At 53.2% G+C, this 15,808-nt stretch carries 18 protein-coding genes; 14 read left to right on the top strand and 4 right to left on the bottom strand.

Annotated features, from left to right (window positions below; genetic code table 11):
- The first annotated feature begins 212 nt into the window (after positions 1 to 212).
- Positions 213 to 767, top strand: coding sequence for a YceI family protein (locus JK231_RS02075; RefSeq protein WP_249221605.1), 555 nt, complete (start codon positions 213 to 215; stop codon positions 765 to 767).
- A 108-nt stretch (positions 768 to 875) separates the two neighbouring features.
- Here JK231_RS02075 and dld read toward each other — a convergent pair whose 3' ends face one another.
- Entirely contained in the window at positions 876 to 2,570 is a 1,695-nt protein-coding gene (gene dld / locus JK231_RS02080) for a D-lactate dehydrogenase (RefSeq protein WP_211727876.1), read from the bottom strand.
- 435 nt (positions 2,571 to 3,005) lie between these two features.
- Here dld and JK231_RS02085 point away from each other — a divergent pair, with 435 nt between their 5' ends.
- From JK231_RS02085 to JK231_RS02115, 7 genes are all read left to right on the top strand, one after another.
- The gene (locus JK231_RS02085; RefSeq protein ID WP_034827295.1) at positions 3,006 to 3,986 is read left to right on the top strand and encodes a 6-phosphofructokinase; all 981 of its coding nucleotides are present in this window, start codon (positions 3,006 to 3,008) and stop codon (positions 3,984 to 3,986) included.
- A gap of 10 nt (positions 3,987 to 3,996) precedes the next feature.
- Positions 3,997 to 4,311: a PTS sugar transporter subunit IIB gene (locus JK231_RS02090; protein WP_034827292.1), complete on the top strand. Its 315-nt coding sequence runs from the start codon at positions 3,997 to 3,999 to the stop codon at positions 4,309 to 4,311.
- Complete coding sequence (locus tag JK231_RS02095) at positions 4,304 to 5,671, top strand: PTS sugar transporter subunit IIC (RefSeq protein WP_034827290.1); 1,368 nt, start codon at positions 4,304 to 4,306, stop codon at positions 5,669 to 5,671. The genes JK231_RS02090 and JK231_RS02095 overlap by 8 nt, the downstream gene beginning before the upstream one ends.
- Positions 5,658 to 6,500, top strand: a complete 843-nt coding sequence (locus tag JK231_RS02100) for a class II fructose-bisphosphate aldolase (protein WP_034827288.1) — start codon at positions 5,658 to 5,660, stop codon at positions 6,498 to 6,500. The genes JK231_RS02095 and JK231_RS02100 overlap by 14 nt, the downstream gene beginning before the upstream one ends.
- Positions 6,501 to 6,564: 64 nt before the next feature.
- Positions 6,565 to 6,834, top strand: coding sequence for a hypothetical protein (locus tag JK231_RS02105; protein WP_097117196.1), 270 nt, complete (start codon positions 6,565 to 6,567; stop codon positions 6,832 to 6,834).
- A 9-nt stretch (positions 6,835 to 6,843) separates the two neighbouring features.
- Positions 6,844 to 7,281: a PTS sugar transporter subunit IIA gene (locus tag JK231_RS02110; protein ID WP_211727877.1), complete on the top strand. Its 438-nt coding sequence runs from the start codon at positions 6,844 to 6,846 to the stop codon at positions 7,279 to 7,281.
- Positions 7,278 to 7,862: a glucokinase gene (locus tag JK231_RS02115; RefSeq protein WP_211727878.1), complete on the top strand. Its 585-nt coding sequence runs from the start codon at positions 7,278 to 7,280 to the stop codon at positions 7,860 to 7,862. The genes JK231_RS02110 and JK231_RS02115 overlap by 4 nt, the downstream gene beginning before the upstream one ends.
- Here the strand turns inward: JK231_RS02115 and JK231_RS02120 are convergent.
- A complete protein-coding gene (locus JK231_RS02120) occupies positions 7,835 to 8,692 on the bottom strand; it encodes an NAD(P)-dependent oxidoreductase (protein ID WP_211727979.1) in 858 nt (285 codons plus the stop codon). The two genes, JK231_RS02115 and JK231_RS02120, sit on opposite strands and share 28 nt — an antisense overlap.
- Before the next feature lie 294 nt (positions 8,693 to 8,986).
- Between JK231_RS02120 and JK231_RS02125 the strand changes: the two genes are divergently transcribed.
- The 5 genes from JK231_RS02125 (at position 8,987) to JK231_RS02145 (ending at position 13,594) form a co-directional block, all read left to right on the top strand.
- Positions 8,987 to 9,781, top strand: coding sequence for an SDR family oxidoreductase (locus tag JK231_RS02125; RefSeq protein ID WP_211727879.1), 795 nt, complete (start codon positions 8,987 to 8,989; stop codon positions 9,779 to 9,781).
- Between the two features lie 190 nt (positions 9,782 to 9,971).
- On the top strand, positions 9,972 to 10,322 hold the full coding sequence (locus tag JK231_RS02130; protein WP_211727880.1) for a hypothetical protein: 351 nt from the start codon (positions 9,972 to 9,974) through the stop codon (positions 10,320 to 10,322).
- A 49-nt stretch (positions 10,323 to 10,371) separates the two neighbouring features.
- A complete protein-coding gene (locus JK231_RS02135) occupies positions 10,372 to 12,372 on the top strand; it encodes a protein-disulfide reductase DsbD domain-containing protein (RefSeq protein ID WP_211727881.1) in 2,001 nt (666 codons plus the stop codon).
- Positions 12,369 to 13,094, top strand: coding sequence for a DsbA family protein (locus JK231_RS02140; RefSeq protein WP_160832881.1), 726 nt, complete (start codon positions 12,369 to 12,371; stop codon positions 13,092 to 13,094). Before JK231_RS02135 ends, JK231_RS02140 begins: the two co-directional genes overlap by 4 nt.
- The gene (locus JK231_RS02145) at positions 13,091 to 13,594 is read left to right on the top strand and encodes a protein disulfide oxidoreductase (RefSeq protein WP_097117190.1); all 504 of its coding nucleotides are present in this window, start codon (positions 13,091 to 13,093) and stop codon (positions 13,592 to 13,594) included. Before JK231_RS02140 ends, JK231_RS02145 begins: the two co-directional genes overlap by 4 nt.
- Before the next feature lie 265 nt (positions 13,595 to 13,859).
- Here JK231_RS02145 and JK231_RS02150 read toward each other — a convergent pair whose 3' ends face one another.
- Entirely contained in the window at positions 13,860 to 14,189 is a 330-nt protein-coding gene (locus JK231_RS02150; RefSeq protein ID WP_034827258.1) for a cupin domain-containing protein, read from the bottom strand.
- A 128-nt stretch (positions 14,190 to 14,317) separates the two neighbouring features.
- Between JK231_RS02150 and JK231_RS02155 the strand changes: the two genes are divergently transcribed.
- Entirely contained in the window at positions 14,318 to 14,953 is a 636-nt protein-coding gene (locus JK231_RS02155) for an RpiB/LacA/LacB family sugar-phosphate isomerase (RefSeq protein WP_211727882.1), read from the top strand.
- Positions 14,954 to 15,059: 106 nt separating this feature from the next.
- Here the strand turns inward: JK231_RS02155 and JK231_RS02160 are convergent, their stop codons facing one another.
- Complete coding sequence (locus JK231_RS02160; protein ID WP_160832985.1) at positions 15,060 to 15,797, bottom strand: ABC transporter ATP-binding protein; 738 nt, start codon at positions 15,795 to 15,797, stop codon at positions 15,060 to 15,062.
- Between the last annotated feature and the right edge of the window lie 11 nt (positions 15,798 to 15,808).

Consider the following 15,808-nt stretch of genomic DNA (forward strand, 5'->3'; position numbering starts at 1 on the left):
TGACAGATGTCATAGTTAACAGGCTATGAATACTATCAGTCAAAAAAACTTTCACCACACTAAACCATTACCTACTGATATTTTTGAATATATTTGAAGGTCACGGGCAAATCTCTTCACTATTCCTCAGCCCGGGATTCCGAGACACTCAATAGATTCTCCCGATCTAAAAGGAACGCTGAGTGAAAAACGTTACCCGTTTAATCCTGCCAATGTTGGCAGCCGCTGCTTTGTATGCACCTGTCTCTCAGGCTGCGGCGATGCATTATGACCTCGACCCCGCGCATACCTCGGTTATTGTGACCTGGACGCACTTCGGTTTTTCCCATCCAACGGCTGACATCCCCAACAGCAAAGGTACGCTGGTGTTTGATAAGGATCATCCAGAGCAGTCGCGCGTCGACGTTACGTTGCCGGTTTCACAGATTGATACGCATGTGCCCGCGCTGACCAAAGAGTTCCTCGGTACGGAATATTTCAATACGGCTAAATATCCTTCAGCTGTGTTCCACAGCACCAAAGTGGTGGCGAAGGGTGACAATAAGTTTGATGTGGAAGGTAATCTGACGTTGAAAGGCATCACTAAGCCGGTCACGCTGCACGCGACGTTGAATCAACAGGGCATGCACCCGATGGTGAAGAAGCAGGCGATTGGTTTTGATGCTACAGGCGTGATCAAACGTTCGGACTTCAAACTGGATAAATATGTGCCAGCGGTAAACGATGATGTGACGCTGACCTTGTCTACCGAAGCGTACGCGAAGTAATTCACACTGCATATTAACGTCGCAAAATCACGCATCCTGTCCACCAAACAGCATCAGGATGCGTGATAACTCAAGCCGCTACAGCTAAAGTCTTTTTACCCTGTAACCTTAACCCCAATACTTCTTCTTACTGGTTTTACCCACGCCAGGGTTGCAGCTATTAGTCGGATCCAACTGCTTCCAGTGATCCACATGCTCGCACGATGCCTGATAGAGATGCCCCACATTATGCTCAGCCGGATACTTTGCACCACGCTCAGCCAGATAGACTTTCACCGCCTCCTTAAACGCCTTCGCATCGACCCCTTCCTTCAACACATAATCCTGATGATTCACATAACAGAAAAAGTGTCCGCAGCATGAATCAACCTGCACCTGCGCTGCTAAGTGATCCGGCAAGGTTAAACGCCAGTCCTCATCATTGCGGCGTAGCGCCACGTCGAAGGCCACCAGCCTTTCATTCGGGTTATAACCCAACGCATCACAATAAGAGATGGTGCACCCGCCCACGCCAAAGCGCACCAGGAAGGCATCTGCGCCTTCCCGGGCATCACAATGGAAAAAGCCGCCGCTGTGCCCGGCAAAGAACTGCTGCAATAACGTCTGCAATTCAGGGGTCTGCTGGGCATCGACTTTAATCATCAGATGATGTTGATATTCATCACGATAAGCCATGACGCGCGGGGCAATAAAGCTCGGCGTGAGCTGGTTAAAGCATTGCAGCGCCCGATCAACAAAATTACGCGGCAGGAAAGGCAGATGGCTGACACGCACGTCCCACTTCGCTTTATTGCCCATCATTTTAGGAATAGCCTGCGGGCCGAGTTTGCGGATCGCCAGATACATATGCTTGGCGTACCGCACGGTTAAGTCGAAGGCGTTGCGATGAATGTATTCTGCCTGCAGCGGCAGTTCGCTCATCTCGGTGAGGAGAAAACGACGCAGTGCCACCAATTCGCGTTCATCGTTTGTGCCAATGTAGAAGGTATCGCTACCCGCGCTGGCCTCAAAGGTGGGCAAGCGCACCGCAAACACCACCACTTTACCCGCGCTGCCAGAACTGTCGTGCAGATAACGCAGGTCACCATTAAAACGCGCAGGGGAGTCAGCGTTGACATCACGCAGGCGATCGGCGTAATCATCGGCCCAGATTTTGCCGTCCCAATCTGGCTGGTCGCCGGTTTGATACTGTTGCTCAGCCAGACTCTTCAGCATCGCTTCCGGCATTTCACCCAAATCAATACCCAGATGATTGACCATCTCCAGGCGACCGTCGTCATGAATACGGGCGAACAGCGATTTCTCAGTGAAGGCGGGGCCGCGGCGAATCAGTGAACCGCCCGAATTGTTGCAGATACCGCCCACGACAGAAGCGCCAATGCAGCTGGAACCAATCACCGAGTGCGGTTCGCGTCCCAGCGGTTGCAGCGTGTGCTCTAGTTCGGTCAGGGTGGTGCCGGGGAAGGCGATGACCTGACGCGCCTGATCGATCACCTGCACGCCCTTGAGCTGGCGGGTACTGATGATCACCACTTCACGGTCATAATCATTGCCATCCGGCGTTGAGCCACCGGTCACACCGGTATTCGAGGCTTGCATCAGGATAATAGCGTCCTGTGCCACGCAGACCTGTAGACTTTGCCAAAGTTGTAGCAAGTTTTGCGGCAATATCACTGCCAGTGCCTCACCGCGACCGACACGAAATCCTTTGGTGTACCAGGCTTTATCATCAGCATGGGTCAATACCTGTTTGTCGCCCACTATGCCAGCGAGCTGACGCAACATCTCCTGCGAGTTGGTCATGTTTTCTCTTCTTCGTCATTTATTTGCTGCGATATTGGACAGCCAGATAAACGTGACGTCAATCATTCATCGGCACTGATCAACAAATAACGCACTGAATCATTATCCCTTTATCTTTCGTGGGGAAAAGTCGGCGTACCGATAAAAATGCGCGGGCAATCACAATTCAGATCGAAAGAAACTCAGGCGAAAACGTGATGGCAGGCTAAATGCGTTTCACACCATGAAATAAATATAACCGGATGATTTTATTGGTTTTGTTAAATAATGGGTAAGAATTGCAATGTGATAAATATCACAAAAAACAGTGGCTATTAATCCTTGTCAACGTCAGAGGGAATGAAATACATGGCAAAAATGTGATCTCTGTTGCAAATAGAAAAGTCGTTCACCGGAAGAATGAATGTCAGACGCGCAGCATACGGAGTGATGACAATGAGAATTGGCATAGTGATAAGCGGTGGCGATGTTACCGGAATAAATAACTTTGTGTTTCAGATATCACGTATGACGCAGGCGGATATGGTGTTATTTAATGGAGGCATTCCCGGTTTATTAGAAAATCGCCATCAGGAAATGTCACAGCGCGATCTGGTGGACTATGCCATCACTTCCATTCCCGTGATGCAATCAGGACGAACCACGCGAAAATTAATTCGCCCTGAGTATGAGATGATCGCCAAACAACTCAAATCGCTGCGCATTGATGTATTAATTATGGCCGGGGGGGATGGCTCATTACAGTTTTTACATACATTAAGTGAATTCGGCGTGAATTGCTTTGGTGTAGGCATGACCATTGATAATGATGTTTTTGGCAGTGACTACACCATTGGTTTCTCTACCGCTTGTGAGCAAGTCTTGAAAGAAGTCTCGAAGTTAAGAAATACCGGCCGTGCATTAACCGGTCGCGTATTCATGGTGGAGTTGCTCGGCGGTTATTGTGGTGAATTGACGCTGCAGTCAGCGATTAAATCCAATGCTGATTTTGCGCTGATTCCGGAGTGCCAAATCCCAACACAAGAGTTGGCAGAGCGCATCACGCAACGGCTTGCTGCACAAAACAGTGTGGTAATCCTCTGTTCTGAAGGCTACACCCGCGAATACTCGCCGGGCTTTCAGGGCGCGATTGATACCTTAATTAAACAGATTGAGCCGCTAATAGGGGTACGAATTCGTAAAACTATTATCGGTTACGGCTTGCGTAGTGGTGACCCGACCTGTGAAGAGATTTATCAAGGCACCATTATGGCCAGTGAAGTTGCGCGCTGTATTCAGTCGGGGATGCGCAACAAAGCGGTGATTATTAATGGCAGTAATCGACCGATACCGATTGATCTTATAAGCATGAAAAAACGCCTGGTTGATACCGAAGGGCATCATTACAAACTCGCTAAACAACTGCATATTCTGTGAGGAAAACGCCATGCTGAAAATATTATGTGTCTGTGGATGTGGTCTGGGCTCCAGTTTCGCTATCGAAATGAGTGCCAAATCCGTATTAAAGAAACTCGAAATTGAAGCGGATATTGATCACACCACGATTTCAGAAGCCAATGCTTTTAAATCCGACATGATTCTAACCCAAAAAGCCTTTGCGGATGTCCTGAATGCCGATGCCAGCCCCGAGCAAATCAAACGGGTGATTATTCTCAATAAGCTGACCGACAAGGCAGAAATTGAAGAAAAAATCGTGGCGTTTATGAAAGAACGTAATCTGAAGGTTGCTAACCATGAATAGTGTGATCAACTTCCTGGTAAAAGACTTATTAGGGCAGGCATCGATTTTGATCGCCTTTATTGCCCTGATTGGTCTGCTACTGCAGAAAAAATCCGCAGGTAAGGTGGTGGAAGGCACCTTTAAAACGCTGCTGGGCTTCTTAATTATGATGGCGGGTATCAACATTATTGTCGGTACGCTGACCTTCCTGAATACCATCTTCACCCACGGTTTTGGCATGAAGGGCTATATCACCGATGTGGCCGCCATTGCCGGATTAGCCAGCCGCGAGTTGGGATCAGAAGTGGCGCTGACATTGTTGGTGATCTTTATCGTCAACATCATCATCGCGCGTCTGACGCCGTTCAAATACATCTTCCTCACCGGGCAGGCGCTGCTGTGGATGGCAACCATCGGCGCGGTGATTGGCTACAAAGCCGGGCTGACAGGTTTACCGCTGATCCTGACGGGCGGCATCTTCGGCGGCATTATGGCGGTCGTGATGCCAGCGCTGGCTCAGCCGGTGGTGCGCCGAATCACGGATTCCGATGATGTGGCACTCGGACACTTCTGCACCATTGGCTACTTGTTGACAGCGGCAGTGGCGAAGGTGGTCGGTAAAGGCTCGCGCTCAACGGAAGATCTCAAGCTGCCAGACAACTTCAAGTTCCTGCAGGACACCTATCTGTCGATGGCAGTGGTGATGGTACCGATGTACCTGATCCCGGCAGTGGCAGCAGGCCCAGAATTTATCGGCCAGTACAGCAACGGCATGAACTACCTGATGTATGCCTTCATGCAGTCGATTCAGTTTGTTGCGGGTGTCTTCGTGTTGTACAGCGGTGTGCGTTTACTGCTTAACGAACTGGTGCCAGCCTTCCGTGGTATCGCTATGCGCCTGGTGCCGGATGCCAAACCGGCACTCGATTGCCCGGTAATGTTCCCTTACGCACCGAATGCTGTGATTGTCGGCTTCCTGGCAACAACGCTGGGTTCCGTGGTCGGTATGCTGGTATTCCCAATGTTCGGTCTGGCGATGATTCTGCCTGGGCTGCTCACTAACTTCTTTGCCGGTGGCACCGCTGGCGTGTTTGGTAACGCGCTGGGTGGACGCCGCGGAGCGATGATTGGCGGCTTTGTACACGGTCTGTTTATCACCTTTTTGCCGGCCATTCTGGTACCGATGCTCGAAAGCTACGGCTTCACCGGTGTGACCTTCAGTGACTCTGACGTCATCAGTACCGGACTGGTATTGGGTCATGCGTTCCAGGGCAACTGGTTGTTCGTCGCACTCTTTATTGTCTTTATCACTCTGATCGCCTGGTTTGTTAACGGAAAATCCCCTAAATCCCACGAGGAAAAGCTTCATGAAACTTTATAACTTTACCGATCTGTTACAGGTGGCTAAACAACGTGAATTTAAAGCGCTTGGTTCCTTTAATTTGCACTGCCTGGAAATGTTGCCGGCCTTTTTTAAAGCAGCAGAGAAAACCAATAGTCCATTAATGATTCAGATCTCAACCGGCACGGCGAAATATCTCGGACACAAATTATTAGTCGATGCGATTCGCTCATTATCTGAAAGCCGTAATGTACCGACGTGCCTGCATTTGGATCATTGTTCAGATCTCGATGCGATTCAAACGGCACTGGACGCCGGATTCAGCTCTATTATGTACGACGGCTCGCATTTGCCGATTGAAGAGAATATTGCCAATACCCGCCGCGTGATTGATATGGCGCGACCGTTGCAGGTTTCGGTTGAAGCCGAGCTGGGTGCGATTGGCGGCTCAGAAGACGGTAAAGAAGTCGAAATGAACGATGCTTCTTTCACCACCGTAGATGATGCTAAGCGTTTCGTGGATGAAACAGGCGTTGATATGCTGGCCATCTCCATCGGTACTGTACATGGACTGTATACCGGTAAAGCGCATATTCAGCATCAGCGTCTGGCCGATATTACTGAAGCGACTAAAACCCCATTGGTGTTGCACGGCGGTACGGGCGTGAGTGATGAAGACATGCGCCTGGCCGTGCGCAGCGGTATCGAAAAAGTGAACGTCGGCACGGAAATGAATGTGCAGTGGGTGGCAAACTGCAAGCAGACGTTTGAAAAAGGTAAAGTGAATGACAGCGTACGCAACTTCCTGGTGCCCGCAAATGATGCCGTTACCAATGTGCTGGTAGAAAAGATTTCACTGTTCCGTTAAGTACGACTCACTCATGACGTAATAAACCTGAGGTGCCCTGGCGCCATTCGGGGCAGGAGACGCTATGTTTGGATTCTTGAAAAAGGGCTCAGAAAATAAGAGCCAGGATTCACAAGAAATAGATCTTCAGGCAGAAACCATCAGTGGAAAAATTAGCGAGCTGGAACAACAGCTCGCTGTTAATCCGCAAGCGGTCGATGCGCAAAAACAATTAATGCTGGAATATAATCGTGCATTAAATATCTTTGCGAAAAGCCGTCGTTTTCGTCAGGAAATTGATCCGCTGTTCGTTAAAATTGATGAACTGCGTAATACCATTCGCAAATCAATTTAAGGAGGCAGTATGAGTATTAAGCGACTGCTGCAAGAAGCGAATGCGATTCAGGTGGGGATCAGCGCCACGGACTGGCGCGAAGTGATCGCGCTGGCCGCACAACCGTTGGTGAGCGGTGGATATGTGAAGAATTCCTATCCGGAGGCGGTGATAGCCAATACCCTGACGCACGGCGCTTATTATGTGTTTGAGGAAGGGATAGCCATTCCGCATGCGCGTCCGGAAACGGGCGTGCTGAAAGATTGCTTCAGCATGATTGTGCTGGATGAGGCGATCTCTTTTGAAGGGAGTGACAAAGCCGATATCGTGATCATGTTCGGCGCGCGCGACAGCAATGCGCACATCGAAGAGGGCATTCGCGCCATCGTCTCGTTACTGGAAGATGAAGAGACGCTGATGCGGTTACGCCAGGCCAGCAGTGTGGCGGAGGTGATAGAAATCCTATGACTTCTCACACTGCAGAAAAGGTGGTGGTGCTGGTCAACGGCATCCCCGCGTCGGGTAAAAGCACCCTGACACGCGCCATGGCGGAGCAGTTTGGTTTTCCAGTGCTGACGCTGGACAGCCTGAAAGAACCGTTTATGGCCAGTTTCGCGCCGGTGGACCGACTGCGTAACCGGCAGTTGGGGTGCGCGGCCTATCAGGCGATCTGGAAGGTGGTTGGACAGGCTCCCAACTGCTGCGTTTACCTGATTGACGCCTGGTTTGGTTTCCAGCCCAAAGAAGTGCTGCAGCAAGGATTGCAGCAGGCGGGCATTACCCGGGTACTGGAGCTGTGGCTTTCCATCACACCGGACGAAGCGGTCGCGCGCTATCAGTCACGATTGACCGATCGCATGCCAGGCCATCCAGGTGCCGAGTACCTGCCGGAACTGCGAAAGCTGGCGGAAACGGCGCAGCCGATGGCGCTGGGACCGGTGCTGCAACTTGATGCGGCCGACCCGGATGAAGCGGCCGTGTGTGCCTGGTTGCAGCGTCAGCTGCGGCTGCCGGTGAGTGCTCAGCCCGCTTTGTCTGCATCAGGTTGAAAGAAGTCCGCCAGTAAGGCGCTGAACTGTTGATCGTGTTGGCGATCGTCAGCCAGCTGGCGGCAGATTTCCCCTAATGCGCGATAAAGCTGGTCGGTGGCCAGTTCGCCCTGATTGAGCGTGGCAATCTCATCCATCTCCGCCGCCCAGCGCCAGGCTTTTGGCAGCATGTCCGGGGCGGCTTTTTCCATTCGTTTCAGCAGGGCCTGCTGGCTCTCCTGCATCTCTTCACGTAACGCTTCGGCGGCACCCACGCGGCTGGCATTAATCAGCATCGCCGAGGTCAGCAGGGTAATGCCTTTGTTGATACCGGCGTACGCCATCTTCAATGCTGAGGCGGCGCCGTTTTCAGCGTTCATCACCCGTATCCGCAATCCATAATCACTTAACTGCGCCAGTTTTCCGGCATGGGGTCCTGCAAACCATAAGCGTGGTCCGGTGGGATTTTGCTCGCCCGGCGGCAAGCCAATAATCGCTGCATCGGCAAAGGGTGTGCCGGTGCTTTCGATCACCTGAGCCACCTGCTTTAGCGTCTCCGGACTGATGGCGTTGCAATCTACATACAGCGGCTTATGTGCGGCAGCTTGCAGAAGCGGGGCCATCTGCTGCGCCCAGCTGAGTGCCGATTCGGGCGGCAGGATTGAAAGGATAATATCGGCCTCGCAAATCGCCTCTGCGCTGCAGTTGACAATATTGGCTTGTTGTGCACGCTGTTGAGATTGGGCGGAGCGTTGGCTTAGCGGGGTAATCACCTGCGCCCCGTGCTGGGCAAGCACAGCCCCGATGGCCGCGCCCATAGCGCCCGGTGCGGCGATAGCAATAGTCGTCATCACGATAACTCCTTCAGGCATCAAGTTCTCAGTATGGAACGTGTTAAAAGGATCGTGTGCAGGGAAGTGCAAGCAAATACAACCGTTAACTCGATGTGGTTTTGCCCCGGCACTTTTATTACTGCTGACGGTGGCGCTGTGGACGATTTGGCGGGGAAGAAAACGGGCCGCAAGCGCTTATGGTCATCCCGGATCGTGATAATAACCGCATGATTTGATAAGGCCTATTTCATACGCTCAACCAGGCTTGATGGATGTTCTGCATGATATTGCGCATCCATCAAGGAGACCTGTATGAAAATTGATTTGCACGGTAAAACCGCATTAGTCACTGCCTCAACGGGCGGCATTGGCTTCGCCATCGCTCAGGGATTGGCTGAGAGTGGGGCCGAAGTGGTGCTTAACGGTCGCAGTGAAGCCTCGGTAAGCCGCGCGCGTGAGAAGCTGAATGGATTGGTGGCGGGGGCCAAAATTCATACTTTTATTGCCGATCTGGGTAGCGCGCAGGGCGTGAAGCAGTTGCTTAATGGGTTACCGCCCATCGATATTCTGGTTAACAACGCCGGGATTTACGGTCCGAAGGACTTCTATGCCACCGATGACGAAACCTGGGAAGCCTACTGGCAAACCAATGTGATGTCAGGCGTGCGACTGTCGCGCGCTTTGTTGCCGGATATGGTGAAACGTGGCTGGGGCCGCGTGGTATTTATCTCTTCTGAGTCGGCACGCAATATCCCTGCCGATATGGTGCATTACGGTGTGACTAAAACCGCGCAGCTCTCACTGGCGCGCGGGCTGGCGAAAGTGGCCGCAGGGAGCGGCGTGACGGTGAATAGCGTGCTGCCGGGCCCCACGATCTCCGATGGCTTTGCCGCGATGATGGAAGATGAGGTAAAACGTACCGGAAAATCGTTAGAGGTGCTGGCAAAAGAGTTCGTGATGGCACAGCGTCCGAGTTCGGTGATCCAGCGCGCCGCCACAGTAGAGGAAGTGGCGAATATGGTGGTGTATGTGTGCTCGCAACAAGCTTCGGCCACCTCCGGCGCGGCATTGCGCGTCGATGGCGGTGTGGTGGATGACATTGTTTAACCCTTAATGGTAAGCACAAAACCGTAGCGGCGAGATCTATCGCGCCTTCTGACAGCAATCAAGCTGCCAGAAAGTATTGCGCCGCTACGCTATCGACACGCAAAACACCAAGACAAAAGTTTACACAGCAAAGCTTGGTGTTTCTGCTGCATGTGCATAAAATGCCCGCACTTTACTCTGGGGCGATGGCATGACCAAATCAGCACAACGCGCAAAATGGATTCTGGCACTGCTTTGTCTGGTGCTGGCGTTCTGTCTCGCCCAGCGTAGCTTTAATCTGCCGAGTGCCCCTCAGGCGCAGATCAGCGCCTCGTCGTTCAGCGATCATGAAACGTTCGGTGGCGAAAAACTCTGCTCCATCAGCGGAAAATCACTGCACGCGGCTGCCCCGATTATCGACAGCGTCATGCCGTTTTTATTGATGGTCGTGGCTCTGCTTACCACGCTATGTCCGTCCAATGCTGTTAGCGGCTATCGTCGCGAACCCCTCTTTCCGCCGATACAGCGGCGGCATCTGACCTTCTGTATCTTCCGGGAATAACACCACGCTGTCCATCGCGTAAACCTTGTTATTCACCGGAGAAAAATGAATGAATCTCTTTATCAGGAGCCTATTGCTCCTGTTGGTCAGTTGCACGAGTATTGTGCACGCTGCCGACACAGGCTGGCTGCGTAATGCACAAAACAGCCATGCAGAAGTGCGCTTACGCAACGCAAACAATGGCGCCGATGCGCAAATATTGCTGGATATCCGCCTGGAAAAGGGTTGGAAAACCTACTGGCGGTCGCCGGGCGAAGGCGGCGTGGCCCCTGAAATTCGCTGGCAAACCCCCGATGTCAATGCCACGTGGTATTGGCCAGCACCTGCTCGTTTTGACGTGAGCGGACTCACCACCCAAGGCTATAAAGACGATATCACGCTGCCGATAACGTTGGCGAAGGTGTCAGATAAACACCTCGCCGGCACGCTCACGCTGTCGACCTGTAGCGATGTCTGCATTCTGACCGATTTCCCTTTCACGCTGGATCTCGACCAGCAGGCTGACCCCGATTTTGCCCGCGATTACGCCCGGGCGATGGGGCAGATCCCCGCTGAAAGCGGTTTGACCGATCAACTGGACGTCAGCAACGTCAATAGCGAACTGCAAATCCGCGCTCAGCGTCAGGGTGGATGGACTAAACCTGAGCTGTTCTTTGACTATCCACAAGGGAGCATGCTGGCTGCACCGCAGATCACGGTGAAGGGCGACATACTCACCGCTCGGGTCGCGGTCACCGATGAGTGGGGCGAAGCGGCACCCGATTTGCGCGGTAAAACCTTGTCGCTGGTGGTCGTTGACGCGGGAATTGCCCAGCAGAGTTCGGTGGTCATCGGCGCGCAGCCACTTGTCACAGGCGGAAACCCACAAACCCTATGGTCGGTGATATTGCTGGCACTGATGGGCGGCTTAATCCTTAATCTCATGCCTTGTGTGCTGCCGGTACTGGCAATCAAACTCAGTAGTCTGGTGCAGCAACAAGGCCAATCGCGGCGTCAGACCAGGCAGCAATTTCTTGCCTCCAGCGTTGGGATCCTGTTTTCGTTCCTGCTGCTCGCGGCGTTGATGACCGGCCTGCGGCTAAGCGGGCAGGCGCTGGGCTGGGGCATCCAGTTCCAGAGCAGTGGTTTCCTGCTATTGATGGTACTGGTGATGTTCCTGTTCACCGCCAGTCTGTTCGATTTGCTGCATTTCCGTTTACCTTCCGGCCTTAATACTCGACTGGCAACGCAGGGCGGTAGCGGGCTGCTGGGGCATTTTGGTCAGGGGGCTTTTGCTACGTTACTGGCGACGCCGTGCAGCGCGCCTTTTCTCGGAACCGCAGTAGCCTATGCGCTAACCGCACCCTTGCCGCAGCTGTGGTTGCTGTTTGCGGCACTCGGTATCGGTATGAGCTTGCCATGGCTGTTGGTGGCGGCATTGCCAGGTTTGGCGCGCTGTCTGCCGCGTCCGGGGCGCTGGATGATTCATCTGCGTACTCTGCTTGGTCTGTTAATGCTGCTCGCCACCTTCTGGCTGGTCAAGCTGTTGATCCCGCATTGGGGTAGCACCGTTGCCACGGTACTGGGTGGCGTATTGCTGCTGGTGCTCTGTGGCTGGTTAATTCAGCGTCGGGCGCTGCAACAAGCCGGTGTGGTATTTATCACTCTGACGTTGGTGGGGGCGGTATTCCTGATGACGCGCATTGAGCCAGAGGAGGAAACGCTCTACTGGCAGCCGCTGACCGAAGCGGCAATCAATCAGGCGCTGGAGCAAGATAAACGCGTGTTTGTCGATGTCACCGCCGACTGGTGCATTACCTGCAAGGTGAATAAATCCCGCGTGCTGAATCAACCTGACGTGCACGCCGCGCTGAAAGCCGACGATGTGGTGCTGCTGCGCGGTGACTGGACCCAGCCCGATCCGGCGATCGGTGAATTCCTGCGTAAACGCGACCGTGTCGCCATCCCTTTTAACCAAATTTATGGCCCGGCACTGCCGCATGGCCACATTTTGTCACCGTTGCTGAGTCGTGAAGCGGTGATTTCTACTCTCTCTAAGGCCAAAAAATGATCAAGAAATCCCTGTTACTGTCACTGATGTTCCTGGCTATGCCTGTACTGGCGGCGGCACCTTTTACACCTGAACAAGAGGCACGCATCAAACAGCTGATTCGAGAAACGCTGGTGCAGAATCCGGCGATTCTGGCCGAAGCAGCGGATGCCTTTGATAAAGAAGCGGCGAAACAGCAGCAGAGCGTTGTCGCGCAGATGGTGAAGAAAAACCACGATGCCTTGTTCAACGATGCGGGTTCACCACGCATCGGCGCTGAAAAACCCGCGCTGACGCTGGTGTACTTCACTGACTACAACTGCGTGTTCTGTAAGAAATTCGATGCGGATATTGAGAAGCTGCTGAAAACCTATCCACAGGTGGCGGTGGTATTAAAACCGCTGCCGTATCGTGCCGAAACCTCTTTGACATCCGCGCGTCTGGCGTTAACGGTTTGGGAACAGCAACCTAAAAACTTCCTGAAACTCCACGAGCGGTTGATGGCGAAAAAGGGCAACCACGACGAAGCGAGCATTGCCGCGGCGCTGGATAAAACCGGCATTAAGCTGAAAGAACCCAGCAAAGCCAGCCTCGATACCATCAACGAGAACCTGACGCTGGCGCAGCAGTTAGGTGTTCAGGGCACACCCGCCACGCTGGTGGGCAATGAGCTGATCAGCGGCGCGGTGCCGTATGCGCAACTCGAAGCGGCAGTGAAGGGCGCGTTGCAGGCGAAGCCATGATGCGCATTAAGCGCTGGCTGCGTGAAGCGCTCTGGCTGGTGCTGATCGCCGCTGCTGTCATTTGGGGGATGGATTGGCTGCGCGCCCCGCAGCTGCCAGCCGATCTGGCACAACAGCCGCTAACGACGCTGCAAGGCGAAGTCAATCTGGCCACATTAAGCCAGGACAAGCCGGTGCTGGTGTATGTGTGGGCCACCTGGTGCGGGGTGTGCAAACTCACCACGCCAACGGTAGCCGCGCTCAGCCAGAGCGGTACGCAGGTGGTGAGCGTGGCATTGCGGTCGGGTGATGACTCGCGTGTTGCGACCTGGTTGGAGAAGAAAGGGCTGCAAGGCCCAGCGGTGAACGATGAAAACGGTGCAGTGAGTCAACGCTGGGATATCAGCGTGACACCGACCTTTATCGTATTGCAGCAGGGCAAAGTGGTGAGCACCACCACCGGCTGGAGCAGCAGTTGGGGATTGAAATTGCGGCTCTGGTGGGCGGAAAAATTTAGCTAGCGCGTAAGTGAATGTCAGATCGCGCTAAACAGCGTATTGACTGACAGATAAGATTACTGCTTAGCCAGGCTGTCACTTCTCGGAGTGGCAGCTTTTTTCGTGCTAAGGCAAACGAATGACATGAAGGCACCGTGTTAGCGGCGCGAGGACCGCCAGCCCCAAAGCGGCCCCAGACTGCGTTAACGCTGATCGTTTAACAGACAAGCGGCAATCCAGCAGGAACGCATGCACTATCCAGAGATGCAACTGCATGTGTATCCGCTATCTACCGCGCTCCGAGGAAATCCTCGCGCTGCGGTGTAAAGGTATCCAGCAGGGTACCCGCTTCCAGACAAACGCAGCCGTGCACCACATTGGGCGCTTTATACAACGTATCTCCAGCGCCGACCTCCTGCGTAAGCCCATCAATCGTAAAAGCGAAACGGCCCGACAACACGTAGGTTAGTTGTTCATGTGGATGATGATGCAACGGTCCAACCGCATCCTTCTCAAAGGTCACTTCGACCGCCATCATCCGTCCCCCGTGGGCCATGACTCGCCTCTTCACGCCGTTACCGAGGTCTTCCTGAGTGGTTGCGCTTTTATAAATAAACATGGGTTCTCCTCACCAGTGACTTCATCAATGTGTGACGTAAATCACACCGAAAAGGGCATTTCAGGGCTGCATTTTAGCGCACCTTGATTAAAATGAAACAGTGTTTCAATTTAATTTGAGGGTGGATCATGAAAATCGCTTTGATGATGGAAAATAGCCAGGCCGCTAAGAACGCAACCGTATGGAAGGAGCTGCAAACCGTCGCGCAACCGCTCGGCCATCAGGTATTCAACGTCGGCATGAGCTACGAGCAGGATCACCATCTGACTTATATTCACCTCGGCATCATGGCCAGCGTCCTGCTTAACAGCAAAGCGGTGGACTTTGTGGTCGCCGGTTGTGGCACCGGACAGGGCGCCTTGGTATCGCTCAACCTGCATCCTGGCGTGGTGTGTGGCTATTGTATCGATCCCGCTGATGCCTATCTGTTTGCTCAGATCAACAATGGCAACGCGCTTTCGCTGCCGTTCGCCAAAGGTTTTGGCTGGGGTGCTGAACTGAATCTGCGCTTTATCTTTGAGAAGGCCTTTACCGGCGAAAAAGGTCTGGGTTACCCGCCAGAGCGCAAAGAGCCGCAGGTGCGCAATGCGGGCATTCTCAATGAAGTCAAAGCCGCGCTGATGAAAGACAATTACCTCGATTCACTGCGCGCGCTGGACCCTGAGTTGGTAAAAACCGCAGTGAGCGGGGCGCGTTTGCAGGAGTGCCTGTTCGAACACGGACAGAATCAGGATATCGTGCGATACGTGCGTGAATTGCTTTAATGCGCTGCTGTTAAGCGGATCTTGCTACTCAAATCAGGTGCGCACCCTTGCGCACCTGATCAGAACTCACCTCAGCGCCATCCCCGTTAATGGCAACCCGTACCGTTTAAGCCCTACTCGACTCCACCAACATCTGTGTATACGCCACTTGCGCGCGATTCCCCACCAATGCATCGACATCCAGCGTCTCCAGCATTTTCCCGTGCTGCATGACGGCAACCCGATGGCACAGATGCGCCACCACACCGAGATCGTGTGTCACCATTAAATAAGTAAGATTCTCCTGCTGCTGTAAATCACTCAACAGGTTCAGGATCTCTGCCTGTACGGAAACATCCAGCGCCGAGGTCGGCTCATCCAGTAACAGCACGCGCGGTTCGAGGATTAACGCACGTGCAATCGCCACACGCTGACGCTGACCGCCCGAAAGCTGATGCGGATAACGAGTTTGCCAGGCGCGGTTGAGGCCCACTTTTTCCAGCATGGTAATCACGCGCTGGGAACGTTGTCCGATACCGTGAATATGCAGCGGCTCTTCAAGAATGTCGCCAATAGTATGGCGCGGATGCAACGAGCCATAAGGATCCTGGAACACCATCTGCACCTGGCGGCAGAGGGCACGATCAATGCGATGCTCCAGTTTTCGTCCTGCAATGGCGAGATCTCCATCCCAATGGGTAAACAGTCCGGCAAGACATTTCAGCACCGTGGTTTTCCCCGATCCAGACTCGCCGACCAGACCAAAAATTTCTCCTTCACGCACCGACAAATTGACGTCATATAGCACCTGATTGCGCTGCTCGTCCTCGCCAAAGCTGAGGTTAAGGTGACTCACACGGATCATCTCGTTCATGC

Source organism: Pantoea sp. JGM49, assembly GCF_018257655.1.
In the GTDB taxonomy this organism is placed as follows: domain Bacteria; phylum Pseudomonadota; class Gammaproteobacteria; order Enterobacterales; family Enterobacteriaceae; genus Pantoea; species Pantoea communis.